General features: G+C 68.5%; 15 protein-coding genes. 8 read left to right on the top strand and 7 right to left on the bottom strand.

What is annotated here, in order from left to right:
- Window positions 1-167 precede the first annotated feature (167 nt).
- Window positions 168-875 carry a DUF1223 domain-containing protein gene (locus AC07NG_RS02180; protein WP_110119998.1) on the top strand — a complete coding sequence of 236 codons (708 nt, stop codon included), beginning with the start codon at window positions 168-170 and terminating at the stop codon, window positions 873-875.
- A gap of 6 nt (window positions 876-881) precedes the next feature.
- Here the strand turns inward: AC07NG_RS02180 and AC07NG_RS02175 are convergent, their stop codons facing one another.
- Window positions 882-1,271 (bottom strand): hypothetical protein, encoded by a 390-nt coding sequence (locus AC07NG_RS02175; RefSeq protein ID WP_494591888.1) that lies wholly within the window; start codon window positions 1,269-1,271, stop codon window positions 882-884.
- Window positions 1,268-1,540: a hypothetical protein gene (locus AC07NG_RS02170; RefSeq protein ID WP_494591886.1), complete on the bottom strand. Its 273-nt coding sequence runs from the start codon at window positions 1,538-1,540 to the stop codon at window positions 1,268-1,270. The genes AC07NG_RS02175 and AC07NG_RS02170 overlap by 4 nt, the downstream gene beginning before the upstream one ends.
- 746 nt (window positions 1,541-2,286) lie before the next feature.
- Between AC07NG_RS02170 and AC07NG_RS02165 the strand changes: the two genes are divergently transcribed.
- Window positions 2,287-2,616: a DUF2794 domain-containing protein gene (locus AC07NG_RS02165; protein ID WP_494591885.1), complete on the top strand. Its 330-nt coding sequence runs from the start codon at window positions 2,287-2,289 to the stop codon at window positions 2,614-2,616.
- Between the two features lie 93 nt (window positions 2,617-2,709).
- Here AC07NG_RS02165 and AC07NG_RS02160 read toward each other — a convergent pair whose 3' ends face one another.
- Window positions 2,710-3,456 (bottom strand): Bax inhibitor-1/YccA family protein, encoded by a 747-nt coding sequence (locus tag AC07NG_RS02160; RefSeq protein WP_487291233.1) that lies wholly within the window; start codon window positions 3,454-3,456, stop codon window positions 2,710-2,712.
- Between the two features lie 151 nt (window positions 3,457-3,607).
- Here AC07NG_RS02160 and AC07NG_RS02155 point away from each other — a divergent pair, with 151 nt between their 5' ends.
- Window positions 3,608-4,660: an aldo/keto reductase gene (locus AC07NG_RS02155; protein WP_494591883.1), complete on the top strand. Its 1,053-nt coding sequence runs from the start codon at window positions 3,608-3,610 to the stop codon at window positions 4,658-4,660.
- A 148-nt stretch (window positions 4,661-4,808) separates the two neighbouring features.
- On the opposite strand, the gene AC07NG_RS02150 is transcribed toward AC07NG_RS02155, so the two are convergent.
- The gene (locus AC07NG_RS02150; protein WP_494591881.1) at window positions 4,809-6,005 is read right to left on the bottom strand and encodes a CaiB/BaiF CoA transferase family protein; all 1,197 of its coding nucleotides are present in this window, start codon (window positions 6,003-6,005) and stop codon (window positions 4,809-4,811) included.
- Window positions 6,006-6,121: 116 nt separating this feature from the next.
- Here AC07NG_RS02150 and AC07NG_RS02145 point away from each other — a divergent pair, with 116 nt between their 5' ends.
- Complete coding sequence (locus AC07NG_RS02145) at window positions 6,122-6,715, top strand: DUF4142 domain-containing protein (protein WP_110120004.1); 594 nt, start codon at window positions 6,122-6,124, stop codon at window positions 6,713-6,715.
- 66 nt (window positions 6,716-6,781) lie between these two features.
- Here the strand turns inward: AC07NG_RS02145 and AC07NG_RS02140 are convergent, their stop codons facing one another.
- Complete coding sequence (locus tag AC07NG_RS02140) at window positions 6,782-10,381, bottom strand: ABC transporter permease/M1 family aminopeptidase (RefSeq protein WP_494591879.1); 3,600 nt, start codon at window positions 10,379-10,381, stop codon at window positions 6,782-6,784.
- A gap of 13 nt (window positions 10,382-10,394) precedes the next feature.
- Window positions 10,395-11,273 carry an ABC transporter ATP-binding protein gene (locus tag AC07NG_RS02135; RefSeq protein WP_492854023.1) on the bottom strand — a complete coding sequence of 293 codons (879 nt, stop codon included), beginning with the start codon at window positions 11,271-11,273 and terminating at the stop codon, window positions 10,395-10,397.
- A 176-nt stretch (window positions 11,274-11,449) separates the two neighbouring features.
- Here AC07NG_RS02135 and AC07NG_RS02130 point away from each other — a divergent pair, with 176 nt between their 5' ends.
- The 4 genes from AC07NG_RS02130 (at window position 11,450) to AC07NG_RS02115 (ending at window position 14,243) form a co-directional block, all read left to right on the top strand.
- Complete coding sequence (locus AC07NG_RS02130) at window positions 11,450-12,130, top strand: fumarylacetoacetate hydrolase family protein (RefSeq protein ID WP_494591877.1); 681 nt, start codon at window positions 11,450-11,452, stop codon at window positions 12,128-12,130.
- A gap of 16 nt (window positions 12,131-12,146) precedes the next feature.
- Window positions 12,147-12,791: a maleylacetoacetate isomerase gene (gene maiA / locus AC07NG_RS02125; RefSeq protein WP_494591875.1), complete on the top strand. Its 645-nt coding sequence runs from the start codon at window positions 12,147-12,149 to the stop codon at window positions 12,789-12,791.
- A complete protein-coding gene (locus AC07NG_RS02120; protein ID WP_487291222.1) occupies window positions 12,784-13,413 on the top strand; it encodes a carbonic anhydrase in 630 nt (209 codons plus the stop codon). Before maiA ends, AC07NG_RS02120 begins: the two co-directional genes overlap by 8 nt.
- Window positions 13,414-13,616: 203 nt before the next feature.
- Window positions 13,617-14,243, top strand: a complete 627-nt coding sequence (locus AC07NG_RS02115; RefSeq protein WP_492854020.1) for a DedA family protein — start codon at window positions 13,617-13,619, stop codon at window positions 14,241-14,243.
- Here AC07NG_RS02115 and pbpC read toward each other — a convergent pair.
- Window positions 14,240-16,297, bottom strand: a complete 2,058-nt coding sequence (gene pbpC / locus AC07NG_RS02110; protein ID WP_494592323.1) for a penicillin-binding protein 1C — start codon at window positions 16,295-16,297, stop codon at window positions 14,240-14,242. The genes AC07NG_RS02115 and pbpC overlap by 4 nt on opposite strands.
- Window positions 16,298-16,333 lie beyond the last annotated feature (36 nt).

Genomic DNA, 16,333 nt, shown 5'->3' with positions numbered 1-16,333 from the left:
CGCTGAATAACGAGACGGCCGGTCCCCCTGGGACCGGCCGTTTTGCTTTGTCCATCGCCCTTGAGGCCGCCGACATCGTTGTCGTGTGGATTTACCGGTCCCGAAGCGGTCATTTCACGGCCTCGTGAGCGGCGACGCAGCGGTTTCTTGGCTTAAGTGCGCCGCACATGCGTACGGCCTTGATCTCTGTTGTCTCCCTCGCCCTGACGAGCCTCGTCGCCGCCCCGGCCGCGGCCAAGTCTCCCGTGCTGGTCGAGCTGTTCACAGCCCAGGGCTGTTCGTCGTGCGGCAAGGCCAACCAGGCCGCCGCCGAGCTCGCCGAGCGCGAGGACGTCCTGGCCCTGACCTATTCGGTCGATTACTGGGACTATCTCGGCTGGAAGGACACCTTCGCCAAGCCGGCCTTCGTCGAGCGCCAGCGCGTCTACGCCAAGGCCTTCGCCCTTAGGGACGTGCCCACGCCCCAGGTGGTGGTGGCGGGCAAGGTGCAGGCCTCCGGCGCCAAGGCCGAGACCGTCGACAAGCTGATCGAGACCACCCGCCTGCCGCCGGCGCCGGACATGGAGTTCGTCGGGACCGGCCGCGTGGCCATCGGCTCGGGCGTCGTGCCGCGCGGCGGCGCCGAGGTCTGGCTGGTGCGCTTCGATCCGCGCAAGCAGGAGATCGCCGTCAAGCGCGGCGACAACCGCGGCCAGACCATCGTCCACCGCAACGTGGTGCGTGAGCTGGTCAAGCTGGGGACCTGGTCTGGCCGTTCGCGGATGTACCGCCTGCCGCAGGGCCATGACGACGAGCTGCAGACGGCGATCATCGTCCAGGGCGTCAAGGGCGGCCGGGTGCTGGGCGTGCTGCCGCCGGGCGGCAAGAGCCGCTGAGGCCCCTCAGGAACCGGCCTGGGGCGTCCAGCCGGCCAGGCTCAGCATGAACACGCCCAGGGCCTGCTCTGGGCCGCGCTCGGGAGACCAGCGGTTCACGTAGCGATAGGTCCCGCCGTCGGCCGATTTCAGGATCCATTGCCACCCGTCCAGGCCCATGGTGCAGTCGATGGGACGCTGCTTGAGGTTCGAGGCCGCCGCCAGCAGCCTCTCGAAGCGACGCTCCTCGTCCTTGGTCAGCACCTTGTGGACGACCCCGCCAGCATTTTCCTCCGGCAAGCCCGGATCGTAGCCGCCGGCGCCGGACAGGCGCGTGGCGGTCAGCACGGTCTCGCCGCCGGGCCAGAAGTTCAGGCGCACGATCATCGGCTTCTGGAAGGTGGGGATGAAGATCACCCGGTAGGCGCGGACGCCCAGGTCGTGCGGCGCGAGAAGGCGTAGAGCGAGGGTTCGTCCGCGGCCATCAGGATGCGCGGATACCATTCGGCCTCGACGTCGTCGATCACCGGCAGACGCCTGAACAGCGGGCACCATTCCGTGGGCTCGCGAAACTCGGCTGGGAAATAGCCGGCGACGCGGACGGGATCCGGCGCGGCGGCGATCAGCGGCGCCAGGGCCAGAACGCCCATGACGCCCGACATGACGAAACCTACGCCCCTAAACATGGCGGTCCCTCCGGAGGGACATGTCGCCACGGGTGATTACGCGCGTCAATCGGAGCGCGCAAAAGAAACCCCGCCTCGCCTTAGGGGATGATCGGCGAAGCGGGGTCTTTAGGGGGAGGGGATAGAAATACGCGTCAGCCGAGCGGCGCGCCTCGTGGCCCGGAGGGCTGGAGGGGCTGTTCAGGATCCCGGACCGTTTGGCGTTCCGATCGACCGACCATGACAATCTGATCCTGGTCAGAGGCCGGGGAAGGGCGCGATCAGGGTCGTTTCGCGACCGGTTGAGGCGCCTCTGTGGCCTTCGTTGCAGTCCTGGCGCCAGGCGCGGCCCAGACATGCGAAAGCCCGCGCGGGAGGGGGGATCCGCACGGGCTCTGCAAGAAAGAGAGGGGTTCTCTTGTAGGTCTGTCGGCTGACCGGCCCGCGATCGAGGGGGGCTGGGGGGGCTGTTCAGGATCCAGGACCGTGGGGTGTCCGATCAGCCGACACTGACTTTTTCGATCCCCAAGCAGGCGGGCGCAGGACCAAAACAAGGTCATTTCGTGGCCTGGCGCAGCTTGGCTTGTCGCTTCGTCGAACGATGTTGCGGATTTGCGACGCTCGAGCCTGTCGGGGTCGGATGGACATCCGAACCCGATAAACGGGCTCGAAAATCAAAAACTTGGAGCGCGTTTGGCGGGCGAAACCGCTCACACTTTCGCCCAACGCGCTCGCTTGAACGGCTGATTTTGGGTTAGGATTCGCCGATGGCCCTTGATGCTCCCTCCCCCGTCGGCGGCGTCGTGTTCTTCGAGCGGCGCGAGATAGACCAGCTGCTGCGGCTGTACGGCCGCATGGTCGCGGCCGGCGAATGGCGCGACTACGGCATGGGCGGCGCGATCGACCACGCGGCCTTCTCGATCTTCCGCCACGCCGCCGAGGCGCCGCTCTACCGCGTCGAGAAGTGGCCCGACCTGGCCCGCAAGCAGGGCCAGTGGCTGGTGCGCGGCCAGGGCGGCGTGGTGCTCAAGCGCGGGCACGAGCTGGCCCAGGTGCTGCGGCTGTTCGACAAGGGCCGGTTCAAGGTGGTGGACTAGGGCCTTCCCAGGCGATCGCCCACGAAAAAGCCCCGGCGGAGCGATCCGCCGGGGCTTCGTTCGTCTGGTCCGGACCTTGGCCGGAGCGTCCGCTTAGCGGCGGTCGCCCAGGAAGTAGAGCAGGAAGCGGAACAGGTTGATGAAGTCCAGGTACAGGTTCAGCGCGCCGTAGTTGGTGGCCACCGACTTGGCGGCCGCGTCGCCGCCGACCTGGTAGTAGGTCATCTTCAGGTTCTGCGTGTCGTAGGCGATCAGGCCGGCGAAGATCAGCACGCCGATGGCGTTGATCGCGAAGACCAGCGGGCCCGACGGGAAGAAGATCGACACGATCGAGGCCAGGATCAGGCCCACCAGACCGATGATCAGGAAGCTGCCGAAGCCCGACAGGTCCTTCTTGGTGGTGTAGCCCACGAGGCTCAGCGCGCCGAAGGCGGTGGCCGTGATCAGGAAGGTCGAGGCCACGCTGCTGCCGGTGTACATCAGCACCACGGTGCCGAGCGAGGCGCCGATCAGCGTCACGATGGTCCAGTAGATCACGCCGGCGGTGCGCGGCGTGATCGACTTCATCACGAAGCTCGAGAACAGCAGGATGCCCAGGGGCGCGAACGAGATCGCGATCCCCAGCATGGTGTAGCTGACGCGGTTGCCGTTGACCTGGAACAGCAGGTCGCGAACCGGCGGGAACGAGCTGGTCGTCCAGGCCAGGGCGGCCGACAGCAGCAGGCCCAGCGCAACCTTGTTGTAGACGCCGAGCATGAAGCTGCGCAGTCCGGCGTCAACCGACATGTCCGCGCGATCCGTCGGGATCGAGCGCGCATAATCGCGGTTGAAGTCGTTCATCGAAGGAAGCCCTTTATGTTTCCGTCCCAAGGGGGACACGTGTGAAATATCGTGTCGAAAGCGGCCGCGCGCAAGGCTCCAGCCTTGGGTTGAGGCCGCTAACGCCTAAATAGGCGAAAAAGCCAGGCTACAGGATCGTTCAGGGGACTTCATGGATTACGTCGAACTCGGCCGTACGGGCATCCAGGTTTCGCGCTGCTGCCTGGGCACCATGACCTGGGGCTCGCAGAACACCGAAGAGGAAGCCCACGCCCAGATGGACTACGCCCTGGGGCGCGGGGTGACCTTCTGGGACACGGCCGAGATGTACGCCAGCCCGCCCAGCCCGGAGACGCAGGGCCATACCGAGCGCTACATCGGCTCGTGGCTGAAGAAGACCGGCAAGCGCGATGAGATCGTGCTGGCCTCCAAGGTCGCCGGCCGCGGCTCGGCCTTCGGCGGCCTGTCCTGGATGCGCGCCGACGGCGCCACCACCCGCCAGACCAAGGCCCAGATCGACGAGGCCGTCGAGGGCTCGCTGAAGCGCCTGCAGACCGACTATCTCGACCTCTACCAGCTGCACTGGCCCGACCGCGCCGTGCGGGTGTTCGGCGGCCAGACCTACAAGGACTATGACGACGACTACCAGCGCTTCGGCGACATCCTCGAGGCGCTGGACGCCCACGTGAAGAAGGGGACGATCCGGGCCCTGGGGGTCTCCAACGAGTTCCCGTGGGGCGTGATGAAGTTCCTGGCCGAGAGCGAAGCCCGGGGCCTGCCGCGTATCGCCTCGATCCAGAACGCCTACCACCTGGCCAACCGCGTGTTCGAATACGGCCTGGCCGAGATCGCCATGCGCGAGCAGGTGGGCCTCTTGGCCTATTCGCCGCTGGCCCAGGGCCAGCTGACCGGCAAGTACCTGGACGGCAAGCTGCCGGAAGGCTCGCGCAAGGCGCTCTACAACCGCATGCACCGCTATGAGGGGCCGGGCGCGCTCGAGGCCTTCCGCGCCTATGTCGACCTCGCCGCCCAGCACGGTCTGGATCCGGCCCAGCTGGCCCTGAAGTTCGTCGCCGCCCGCCCGTTCGTCACCGCCACCATCATCGGCGCGACGAGCATGGCGCAGCTGAAGACCGACATCGACGCCTTCGACGTCACCTGGACCGAAGAGCTGGAGACGGCCGTCAACGCCATCCACGCGGTGCACCCGAACCCGTGCCCGTGAGGATGGGGCCTTCCCATCCGTAAAACCCCCGCGAAAGCGGGGGCCCAGGCTCTTTCTGAAACGTGGGGCGCTCGACGATAAAACGCCTGGGTCCCCGCTTTCGCGGGGATTTTACGGGGGAGAGCTTCGGCCCCTTCCGGGGAGGCTCCTAAACCACCCCTCGCGCCTTCAGCTCGGCCACCTTCTCGGCCGCCAGCCCGGCCACCTCCTCCAGCACGCTTTCCGTATGCTCGCCCAGCGTCGGGCCGGTCCAGCGGACGCCGCCGGGGGTGTCGGTCAGGCGGGGGAAGGCGTTCTGCATCTTCACCTGGCCGAACACCGGGTGAGGCGCCGATACGATCGAGTCGCGGGCCTGGAACTGCGGGTCGGCCAGCATTTCGGGCGCGCGATAGATGCGGCCGCAAGCCAGGCCCGCCGCCTCCAGCTTCGGCAGCAGGTCGTCGATGTCCTGGTCCAGGGTCCAGGCGGCGATGCGGGCGTCGAGTTCGGCCTGGTTGACGCCGCGTGCGGCGTGGTCGCGATAGCGGGGATCCTCGGCCAGGTCGGGGCGGTCCATCAGGTCGCACAGGCGCTTGAACAGGGTGTCCTGATTGGCGCCGATCAAGACGAGCTCGCCGGACCGGGTCGGATAGACGTTGGACGGGGCGATGCCGGGCAGCACGGCGCCGGAGCGTTCGCGGATGTAGCCGGTGAGGTCGTATTCGGTGACCAGGTTCTCCATCACCGTCAGCACGCTTTCATAGATCGCCACGTCGACCACCTGGCCCTTGCCGGTGCGCTGGCGGGCGTGCAGGGCCATCATCACCCCGAGGGCCGCGTTGAGGCCCGACAGGCTGTCGCCGATCGAGATCCCGGCCCGGGCCGGATTGCGGTCGGGCTCGCCGGTGATGTGGCGAAGGCCGCCCATCGCCTCGCCGACCAGGGCGTAGCCGGCCCGCTTGGCGTAGGGGCCCGTCTGGCCGAAGCCGGAGACGCGGGCCATGACGAGGCCGGGGTTGGTCGCGGCCAGGGCGTCGAAGCCCATGCCCCACTTCTCCAGCGTGCCGGGGCGGAAGTTCTCGACCACCACGTCGGCCTTGGCGATCAGGGCGCGGGCGATGTCGCGGCCCTCGTCGGTGCGCAGGTCGACCGTGACCGACTTCTTGTTGCGGCCGATCACCGGCCACCAGGGCGACAGGCCCTGGGGCTTGGAGCGTCCCCACTGGCGCATCGGGTCGCCGGCCTTCGGGTCTTCCAGCTTGATCACCTCGGCGCCGAAGTCGCCCAGCACCTGGCCGCAGAACGGACCGGCGATCAGCTGGCCCATCTCGATCACGCGGACGCCCGCCAACGGCCCTTGGGTCATTTTGTTCCTCTCCCCGATCACGGAACCATCACGCGGCCGTGAACCTTTTTCCTGCCACACGGCGACGCGCGACGCCGACCCTTCTTGCCCAGAAAAACGCGCAGGGAAAGAAAGCCATGACCCGCAAGCTCCTCATCGTCGGCGCCGCCTTCGCAGCCCTCAGCCTCGCCGCCTGCGGCCAGAAGGAAGAGACCAAGGGCGCCGCCACCCCGGCCGAACAGGCCGCCACCCCGGACGCCAACCCCGCCGCCACTGTTCCGACCCCGTCGGACGAGGCCAAGGCGCCGGACTTCGCCGCCAAGGCCGCCTCCAGCGACCAGTTCGAGATCGAGGCCGCCAAGGTCGCGCTGAAGCGCTCGACCAACGTCGAGGTCAAGAAGTTCGCCCAGGACATGATCGACGCCCACACCGCCACCAGCGCGGGCCTGAAGGCCGCCATCGCCGCTTCGGGCGTCAGCATCACCCTGCCGACCGCCCTGCCGTCGGACCTGCAGGACAAGCTGGACGACCTGAACAAGGCCGACGCCAAGGACTTCGACAAGACCTATGCCGACGACCAGGTCGACGCCCACCAGGCGGCCCTGAACCTGCTGCAGCGCTACGCCCAGGACGGCGACGTCGCCGCCATCAAGACCTTCGCCGCCGAGACCGCGCCGAAGGTGCAGGAGCACCTGAACCACGCCGAAGGCCTGAAGAACGGCCTGAAGTAGGGTTAGAGCTCAGCCTGAATATGGAAATCCCCCGGTCGAAAGGCCGGGGGATTTTCTTTGTCCGCCTCAGTTCGCCGTCTTGATGACGTTGTCGTCGCCGTTGCGGTCGATCACCAGGTTGTAGGGATCCACGCCCGCCCAGCGCGGCGCGACTGGCGTGACAAAGGTCAAAGTCTGGGTTCCGGTGCGGATCGGGCGGCGTTCGAAGGCGACGACGTTCTTCTGCGCGAAGTCCTTCTTGCCCGGCTCGGCGGTGAACAGGCCGACGTCCAGCACCTCGTTCAGGGGCGCGTTGGTCTCCTTGCCGCGGCCGTCGGCGTACATCTTGCGGGCCTCGACCACGAGCTTGACGTCATAGCGGCCGTCGGCGCGCTTCTTCACCGACGCGCTCTTGGTCTTCAGGTCGTAGAGCGTGATCTTCTCAAACAGGTCGGTGATCAGGGCCTGCTTGTCGGCCGGGACCTCGGCGCGGAGGATGCGCAGGAAGTCGAGCGTGGTCGGATAGGGCGCGCCCTTGAAGCCATACTCCGCGATCAGTTGGCGCAGGGCGCGGTTGACCGTCTCCTCGCCGACCTCGTGCTGCAGCCGGTACATGACCAGCGAGCCCTTGCGATAGTGGACGTACTGCTGGTTCTCGACCCGGGCCAGAGGCTGTTCCTCGAGCACGTCGCCGCCGCGCGCGCGCAGATAGCCGTTGAGCTCGAACTTCAGGAACTTGCGGATCTGGGCCTCGCCGTACATCCGCTTCATGACCATCAGGGCCGAGTACTGGGCGAAGGTCTCCGACAGCATGGTCGAGCCCTGCTGGTCGGCCCCCAGCACCTGGTGGGCCCACCACTGGTGGCCGATCTCGTGGGCGCCGACATAGGTGACCATGTCGATCTTCTCGGGGTTGCGGTAGTCGGCGATGAAGAACATCGCCTCCGACCACGGGATCGTGCCGGCATAGGCCTGGGCGAAGCTCTGATAGGCCGGGAACTCCAGAAAGCGCAGCTGCTTGAACTGATAGGGGCTGAACGCCGACTGGTAGTAGTCGAGCGAGGCCTTCATCGACGTGCGCATGCGCTCGATGTTCCAGGCGTGCTGCGGGTCGTAATAGACCGCCAGGTCGACGCCCTTGTAGGCCTCGCGGGAGACGGCGTAGCGGGCCGACTGGATCGACAGGAACGGCAGGATCGGGGCGTCGGCGACGAAGCGCGCGGTGCGGCGGTTGTCGCTTCCGGACGTCCAGGTCCGTTCCGAAACCAGGGTCCCCGGCGCGATCGGCGTCTGGTCGGCGTCGGTGGTGACGGTGATGTCGGAGGCCACGAAGTCGGCGTCGTGGCGCAGGTAGTTGAACTGCCGGCTCGCCGCGTCGCCCAGCTTGGCCATCCGCAACTCGGGCGGCAGGCCGTACTTGCGGCGCTTGGCGCGGTCCTGCAGCAGGCCCTCGCGCGACATCCCCAGGATCGGGGCGATCTCGAAATTGTTCAGGAAGGTCCCGTTGTCGACGACCCGGGTCTCGTCGCCGTTGTTCTTGAAGCCCTTCTGGCTGCGCTCGGTGATGAAGCTCATCCGGCGCGTCTCGCCGGGGGCCATCGGCGTGTCGAAGGCGAAGATGCGGTAGTTGAAGCGGTCGAAGGTCTGCTTGGGCCGCGCCCCCTCGATCGACAGGCCGCGCACGATGAGGTCGCGGTCGAAGCGGAGGTGGATCTCCTTGATCGGCTGGCCGGTCTTGTTCTGGAAGACATAGGCGCCGCGGGTCACGGCCTTGGGTTCATGCGACCACAGGTCGACGTCCAGCTTCATGCCGATGATCTTGGGCTGCGGCGTGTTTTCGTAGCGCAGCAGCGCCTTTTCGAAGTCGGCCGTCCAGCGCTCGTCGTCGAGATTGGTGCGGTACTCGTTCCAGACGTTGGTGTTGACGAAGATGAAACCGCCCAGGCCTGCGAAGGCCGCCAGGAAGACGCCGAAGACGATGCCGTTGGCGCCGCGCAGGCGATAGGGAAGGCGGCGCAGGCGGGGAAGAAGCCGCCCCTCGGTTCCACGTCGCCACAGGGCGTAGGACAACAGGGCCAGCAGGACGGCGAAGGCGCTCCAGTAGGCGCGGAACCACCAGGCGCCGATCCAGAACTTGCCCAGGCCGTTCATGTCGGAGAACGGCGCGTCGGGGACGCCGCCGTAGTTGTAGAGGTTGTGCTGGAAGCCGAGGTTGCTGAAGGTCAGGGTGGCGACGATGTAGATCACCATCAGGCCCCAGCCGACGAACTTGTGCGGGCTCAGCACCTGCAGGAACACCGACAGCACCGCCAGCAGGATCCAGTCGACGCTCTGCGGCAGCACGTACCACAGCAGGTACTTGCCCAGTTCCAGGCGGTCGTAGCCGTGGCTCAGCTGGCTGAAGATCGCCGCGACCACGCTGACCAGCAGGGTCGAGAGCAGCACCAGCGAGATGGCCGCCAGCTTCGGGGCGACGAAGGCCCAATCGCCGACGGGGGTCGAGTCGATGATCTCGTGGGTGCGCCGCTCGCGCTCGCGCCAGACCAGTTCGCCGGCGTAGTAGATGGCGATGATCATCGGGATCAGGCTGAACGAGCCCATCAGCGGCCGCAGCAGGATACGGGTGACCGGGTGGATCACGCCGCCGTAGCCGGCCGCCTCGGTGGCGAACCACAGGGCGCCGGAGGCGTTCGACAGGCCCAGGGCCAACAGCACGAAATAGGCCGGGCTCTTGAACACCTGCACCATGTCGAAGCGGGTGCGGGCGAGGAACTGGGCCAAGGCGGCGGTCCGGTCGTGGCGCGGCTTGGCCAGGGGCTTGATGACCGGCACGACCTCGATCGGCGGCGGCAGGCCGTTGGAGCGCGGGGCCTTGCGCTGTCCCGAAAGCTCGGCCGACTGGAACCGGAAGAGGCCGTAGGCGATCGCCAGGAACCCCGCCGACAGGACCAGGACATAGATCCGGTTGAACAGCAGCGGACCGGACAGATGCGGGATCAGGCTATTGCGCTCACTGGCCGTCCAGTACTTGGTCGCCAGGCTGAAGGCGCTGGCCCCCAGCGGATCCCACAGCGCCGCGCCGTGCTCGAACTCGGGCTTGTCGAGGGCGATGTTGGCGATGATCCACACCACCATGACGCCGACCACGCCCAGATAGGTCCACATCATCGAGCGGGTGACGGTGGCCAGGGCGAAGAACATCGCCGAGGTCAGCAGCAGGGCCGGCAGGGCCAGGACGAAGTATGAGAAGACGTAGGCTTCGAGCAGGTTGGGGCCCAGCTTCTCCGCGTCGATCCACGGCATCAGCGAGCCGATGAAGATGGCCAGGGGCACGGCCAGGAACGACAAGGCGGCCGCCAGGAAGGCGCCGGCGAAACGGCCGTAGAGATAGTCGAACTTGCCGATGCGGGTGGTGCGCAGGATCGGGCCGTAGCCCGTTTCGTCGTCGCGGACGATGACGTTGGCCACGAAGGCCGTCGTCACGAACATGTAGAAGATCGACAGGATCAGGTTTGTCTGGGCGATGGCGAAGGGCGCGTTCTTGTGGATCGAGCCGCCGCCGCCGATCGAGATCTGCTCGATGGTCACCGAGCCGAAGGTCAGCAGGAAGAAGATGACCGCCACCACCCAGAACACTGGGGAGCGCAGCTGGTAGCGGAACTCGAAGCCCGCGATCTTGCCGAACATGATCTCGCGCCCCCTACGCCGCGCAGCGGGTCGTGGCGAGGGTCGAGAAATAGACGTCCTCGAGCCCGCCGGGCACGGGTGCGAAGCCCTGTCCCGGATCCTGGTCGGCGAGGACGTGGATGACGGTGCGGCCGCCCAGCAGCCGGGTCGAGATCACCTGGTGGGCCGCCTTGGCGTCTTCGAGTTCGGCCTTGTCGATGGTCTTCTTCCAGATCCGGCCGTCCAGCTGGCGGATCAGGTCGCCCGGGGCGCCCTCGCGCACGATGCGGCCGTCGCAGATGATGGCCATGGCCGGGCAGAGGTCGGAGACGTCCTCGACGATGTGGGTCGACAGGATCACCACCACGTTCTCGCCGATCTCGGCCAGAAGGTTGAGGAAGCGGTTGCGCTCTTCCGGATCGAGGCCGGCGGTGGGCTCGTCGACGATAATCAGGCGGGGGTCGCCGATCAGGGCCTGCGCGATGCCGAAGCGCTGGCGCATGCCGCCCGAGAAGCCGGCGATGGCCTTGTTGCGGACGTTCCAGAGATTGACCTGGGCCAGCAGGCTCTCGACGGTGTCCTTGCGCTCCTTGCGGCCGGCGACGCCCTTCAGCACGGCCATGTGGTCGAGCATGTCGTAGGCGCTGACGCGGGGGTAGACGCCGAAGTCCTGCGGCAAGTAGCCGAGCACGCGGCGCAGGGCCTCGGGGTCCTTCAGCACGTCGATGTCGCCGAAGCGGATGTGGCCCGAGGTCGGGGCCTGCAGGGTGGCGACGGTGCGCATCAGGGTCGACTTGCCGGCGCCGTTGGGGCCGAGCAGGCCGTACATGCCGCGCGGAATGGTCAGGCTGACCTCGTCGAGGGCCCGCACGCCGTTGCCGTACACATGCGTCAGATTTTCGATGATCAGCATCGTCGCTCGCCGCCCCCTAGTGTTAACGCCACAGTCCCCACTTCGTCATGACTCGACGGCGCAACCATGGGCAAGTGAAAGAACGTTTAGGCTGTCGGGTTCCCGACGAACGGCGTTCGTCGCGCCGTTTTCGGCCGGGGTTCCGGTCGCGAGCGTTTGGGTCTAAGCAGGCGGCCATGACGACCTTCGCCTTTCCCCCGCCCGTCCAAGCTTCGGTTCCGGTGGAAGGGACCGATGCGGTCTTCCCGGTCCGCCGCATCCTGTGCGTGGGCCGAAACTACGCCGCCCACCGCGCCGAGATGGGCGGTGACGAGCGCGATCCGCCGTTCTTCTTCGCCAAGCCGGCCGACGCCGTCGCACCGCTGCTGGAAGACGTGCCCTATCCGCCGCGCACCGCCGACCTGCACCACGAGATCGAGCTGGTGGTCGCCCTGAAGTCGGGCGGCGCCGACATCGCTGTCGATGACGCCCTGGACCATGTGTTCGGCTACGCCGTGGGCGTCGATCTGACCCGTCGCGACCTGCAGGGCGCGGCCAAGGCCAAGGGCCAGCCGTGGGAAGCGGGCAAGGCCTTCGACTTCTCCGCCCCGATCTCGGCCATCCGCCCGGTCGCGGACGCCACGCTCGACGGCGCCATCTGGTTGACCGTCAACGGCGTGCAGCGCCAGACCGGCCTGATCGCCGACATGATCTGGAACATCCCCGAGATCATCGCCGAGGCCAGCAAGCTGTGGACCCTGGCGGCCGGCGACCTGATCTTCACCGGCACGCCCGAGGGCGTGGCCGCGGTGGTCAAGGGCGACAGGATCGTCGGCGAGGTCGACGGCGTCGGCGCCCTGGCCTTCACCCTGGTCTGACGGGAGAGCGCGAGCCGTGACCCTGACGCTGTTCGGCTACTGGCGGGCGGCCGCGCCTTATCGCGTGCGCATCGGCCTCAATCTCAAGGGCCTGGCCTATGACCAGAGCCCGGTGAACCTGCTGAAGGGCGAGCAACGGCAGGGCGCCTATCTCGACCTCAATCCGCAGGGCCTCACCCCGGCCCTTGCGCTGGGTGAAGGCGTGGTGTTGACCCAGAGCCTGGCCATCCTCGAGTGGCTGGACGAGACGCACCCTGAGCCGCCGCTGCTGCCCGCCGACCCGCTGGGCCGGGCGCGGGTGCGGGCCATGGCCCAGACCGTCGCCTGCGACATCCATCCGCTGAACAACGTGCGGGTCACCGGCGAACTGGCCGCCCGTGGCCAGGACGAGGCCGCCCGCACCGCCTGGATGGCCCGCTGGCTGAACGAGGGCTTCACCGCCCTGGAAGCGGCCGTCGCCGCCCACGGCGGAGACTATGCCTACGGCGATACGCCGACCCTGGCCGACATCTGCCTCGTGCCGCAGGTCTATGGCGCGCGCCGGTTCAAGATCGACCTTTCACCTTTCCCGCGGATCGTCGCGGCCGCCGACCGCGCCGCCGACCATCCCGCCTTCGCCGCTGCTCACCCCAGCCTCCAGCCGGACGCCGCCGATGCTTGAAGATCTGAAAACCAACAACGCCAACTGGTCGAAGGGGAAGACCCAGGTCGATCCCGAGTTCTTCAAGCGCCTGGAGAACCAGCAGAGCCCCGAGTACCTGTGGATCGGCTGCAGCGACAGCCGCGTGCCGGCCAACGAGATCGTCGGCCTGGATCCGGGCGAACTGTTCGTCCACCGCAACGTCGCCAACCTCGCCCCGCCGCAGGACGCCAACTATCTGTCCGTGCTGCAGTTCGCGGTCGACGTTCTGAAGGTCAAGCACGTGATGGTCGTCGGCCACTATGGCTGCGGCGGCGTGGCGGCGGCCATCGACGGCAAGCGCCGGGGCCTGGTCGATCACTGGCTGCACCCGATCCGCGAGGTCCACGCCGAGCACAAGCACGAACTGGAAGCCATCCCCGAGGAGCGCGACCGCCTCAACCGCCTGTGCGAACTGAACGTCATCCGCCAGGTGCGCAACGTCGCCTCGGACGTCTTTGTTCAGGACGCCTGGGCGCGCGGCCAGAGCCTGGCCGTGCACGGCTGGGTCTATTCGCTGTCCAACGGCCTGGTGACCGACCTCAACGTCGGCATCGCCAGCCTCGAGGACTACGAGCGCGTTCTGGCGGGGAAGCCGGAGTAGGGGATCTTCAGATCCTCCCCCTCTGGGGGAGGTGGCCCGAAGGGCCGGAGGGGGGAGCGCTGGCCGATACCGAGCAGACCCCCTCAGTCGCTCCGCGACAGCTCCCCCAGAAGGGGAGCATTCAGCCGCGCCGTATCGCCGCACCTTACAAAAACCGCGTTCGCCCTTACCTGTTCGTCACCTTGTTGCGGCACGGTGAGCGCATGGACGCCTTCCTCCAGACCCTGCACGAGATGGTCGTCGAGCACCGCCTGCTGGTGTGCGCGATCCTGGCGCTCGTCACTTTGCTGGAAGCCCTGATGCTGGTCGGGGTGCTGATCCCGATAATGGCGGTGATGCTGACGGCCGGGGCGCTGATCGCCACCGGCTCGCTGCATCCCGTGGAAGTCATTATCTGGTGCAGCGTCGGCGCGGCCGCCGGCGACGCCATCTCCTACCTGATCGGCCAGAAGATCGGCGCCAGGGCCGTGCGCCATCCGGCCGTGGCCAGGCATCGCCGCACCGTGGCCCGCGCCCGCCTCTACACCCGCCGCTACGGCGTGCTGGCCCTGCTGGTCGCCCGCTATCTGGGACCGCTGCGGCCGTTCGTGCCGATGGCCGCGGGCATGACCCGCATGCGCGACTGGACCTTCCACGCCGCCAACACCGTCACCGCGCCGCTGTGGGTGGTGTCGGTCCTGGCGCCCGGCTATCTCGCCGCCCGCAATCTCGGCTACTGGAAGCCCGATCCCCAGTGGCTGACGGCCCTGGCCGTGGGCGCTTTGCTGCTGGTCGCCACCGTCGCCGTCGTCCGCGCCGCGCCGTTCAAGGCCCAGCCGGCGAAAGCCTAGCCCGGCGCCTTGATGCGAACCCGGGCGCTGGCCGCCCGGCCCTGGGCGTCGACCACCCGCAGCCGATAGAAGCCCGCGGCCGGCGGACGCCACACCGGCTTGCCGCTGACCGCGTCCCGCGAGAGCGGCGCGCCGTTCACGTACCACGACAGGTTCTCGCCGCCGGCCGCCAGGACGAGGCCGCGCGAGGCCTTGCCCAGCCCCTCGACCTGCACCGTCGCCCCGTCCGGCGGGAAGATCAGGCGCGGACCTTCGTCGGCCATGGTCTGGAGACGTTGCAAGGCCCCCGGCGCCGATTTCGGCGCGATCGGACGCGGGGCGGTCGGCGGGGCGCCGACCAGGTCGGCGACGTCGAACAGCAGGGGCAGGGCGGCGTCACGCCCCGTCAGCCCGCCGCGCGCGCCGCCGTCGGCGCGTCCGGTCCAGACGAGGATGGCGTGGCCGCCCACGACGCCCGCCGCCACCGCGTCGCGGAAGCCGTAGGAGGTGCCGGTCTTGAAGGCCATGGCCGGTCCGCCCCGGGTCAGGGCCGAGGGGGCGCGGCCGCGCGGGCCGGGGGCCTCGCGCAGGATGTCGAGCACCTGGTTCACGGCCTCGGGCCGGGCGATGCGGGTTCCGCCCGAGCGCTCGCGGGCCTTGGCCTCGTCCACCGTATAGGCCAGCGGCTTGGCGACCCCGCCGTCGCCGAGGGCGGCGTAGAGGGTGACCAGATCGCGCAGGGTGATGCCGGCCCCGCCCAGGGCCAGGGCCAGGCCCGCCGCCTTCACCTCGGCCTTGGGCCGCAGCAGCTTGACTCCACCCGCTTCGAGCCGGGCTGCGAAGGCCTCGGGGCCGATCTTCTCCAGGGTGGCGACGGCCGGCACGTTCAGCGAATAGGCCAGGGCCTCGCGGGCCGTGACCTTGCCGTGGAAGACGCGGTCGAAGTTCTCGGGCTGGTAGTCGGCGAAGCGGGTCTGGGCGTCGTCGATCTGGGTGTCGGGCGCCAGGGCGCCGTCGTCGAACGCGAAGGCGTAGACGAAGGGCTTCAGGGCCGATCCGGGCGAGCGGGCGGCGCGGGTCATGTCCACCCAGCCGCCGGGCCGGTCGCGGCCGGCCGAGCCGACCAGGGCCCGCACGGCCCGGTCGCGGATCCGCACGACGATGATGGCGGACGTGGCTTCCGGACCCTGGCTGGCGGCGACGGCGGCGGCCATCGGCTCCAGCCGCGCCTGGAGGTCCGGATCGATGGTGCTGGCGACGCTGGGCTGGCTGGCCGGAGCGGCGGCGGCCAGCTGGCCGGCCAGGTGCCAGGCCATGGCCGGAAAGACGCTGCGGCGGGGGATCGGCTCGCCCTCGGCTTCGGCGGCGGCGATGTCGGTCAGGACGCGGGCGCGGACCATCTTGTCCAGCACCGCCCGCCGGGCTTCGCGCGCGGCTTCGGGCCGGCGGTCGGGGCGGCGGCCTTCGGGCGCCTGGGGCAGGGCGATCAGCAGGGCCTGCTCGCCGTCGGTCAGGCTGGACGGCTCGTGGCCGAAATAGGAAAGGCTGGCGCCGCGCACCCCCTCCAGATTGCCGCCGTAGGGGGCGAGCGTCAGGTAGAGCGCCAGGATTTCGTCCTTGCTCAGCCGGCTCTCCAGCTGCACGGCGCGGACCATCTCGATCAGCTTGGAGCCGAGATTGCGCGGCCGGGGCTCGAGCAGGCGCGCGGTCTGCATCGACAGGGTCGAGGCGCCGCTGCTGATCCGGCCATGGATGAGCGCCGAGCCCGTGGCGCGGACCAGGGCGATGGGATCGACGCCCAGGTGCCAGCGGAAGCGGGCGTCCTCGACCGCGACCAGGCGCTTGAGGAAGGTCGGGTCGGTGCGTTCCAGATCGGCCCGCACCCGCCAGCGGCCGTCCTCCACCGGCAGGGCGCGCAGCCACGCCCCGCGCTCGCCCAACACGACGGGCGAGGAGCGTCTGGCGCGGCCCATGTCAGGGGGAAAGGTGGCGCTGAGGGTGAACAGCACGACCTGGGCGGCGAGGAAGCCGGTCAGTACGCGCGTGATCAGCGGGACCTTCCCCTCCCCCTCGATGGGGGAGGGGGAGGGGGTGGGGGTGACTTCGGAGTT

Source organism: Caulobacter sp. GW821-FHT10C03 (assembly GCF_059415485.1).
The sequence above is the reverse complement of the archived record's forward strand: the minus strand, read 5'-3'. Positions and strand labels throughout refer to the sequence as shown.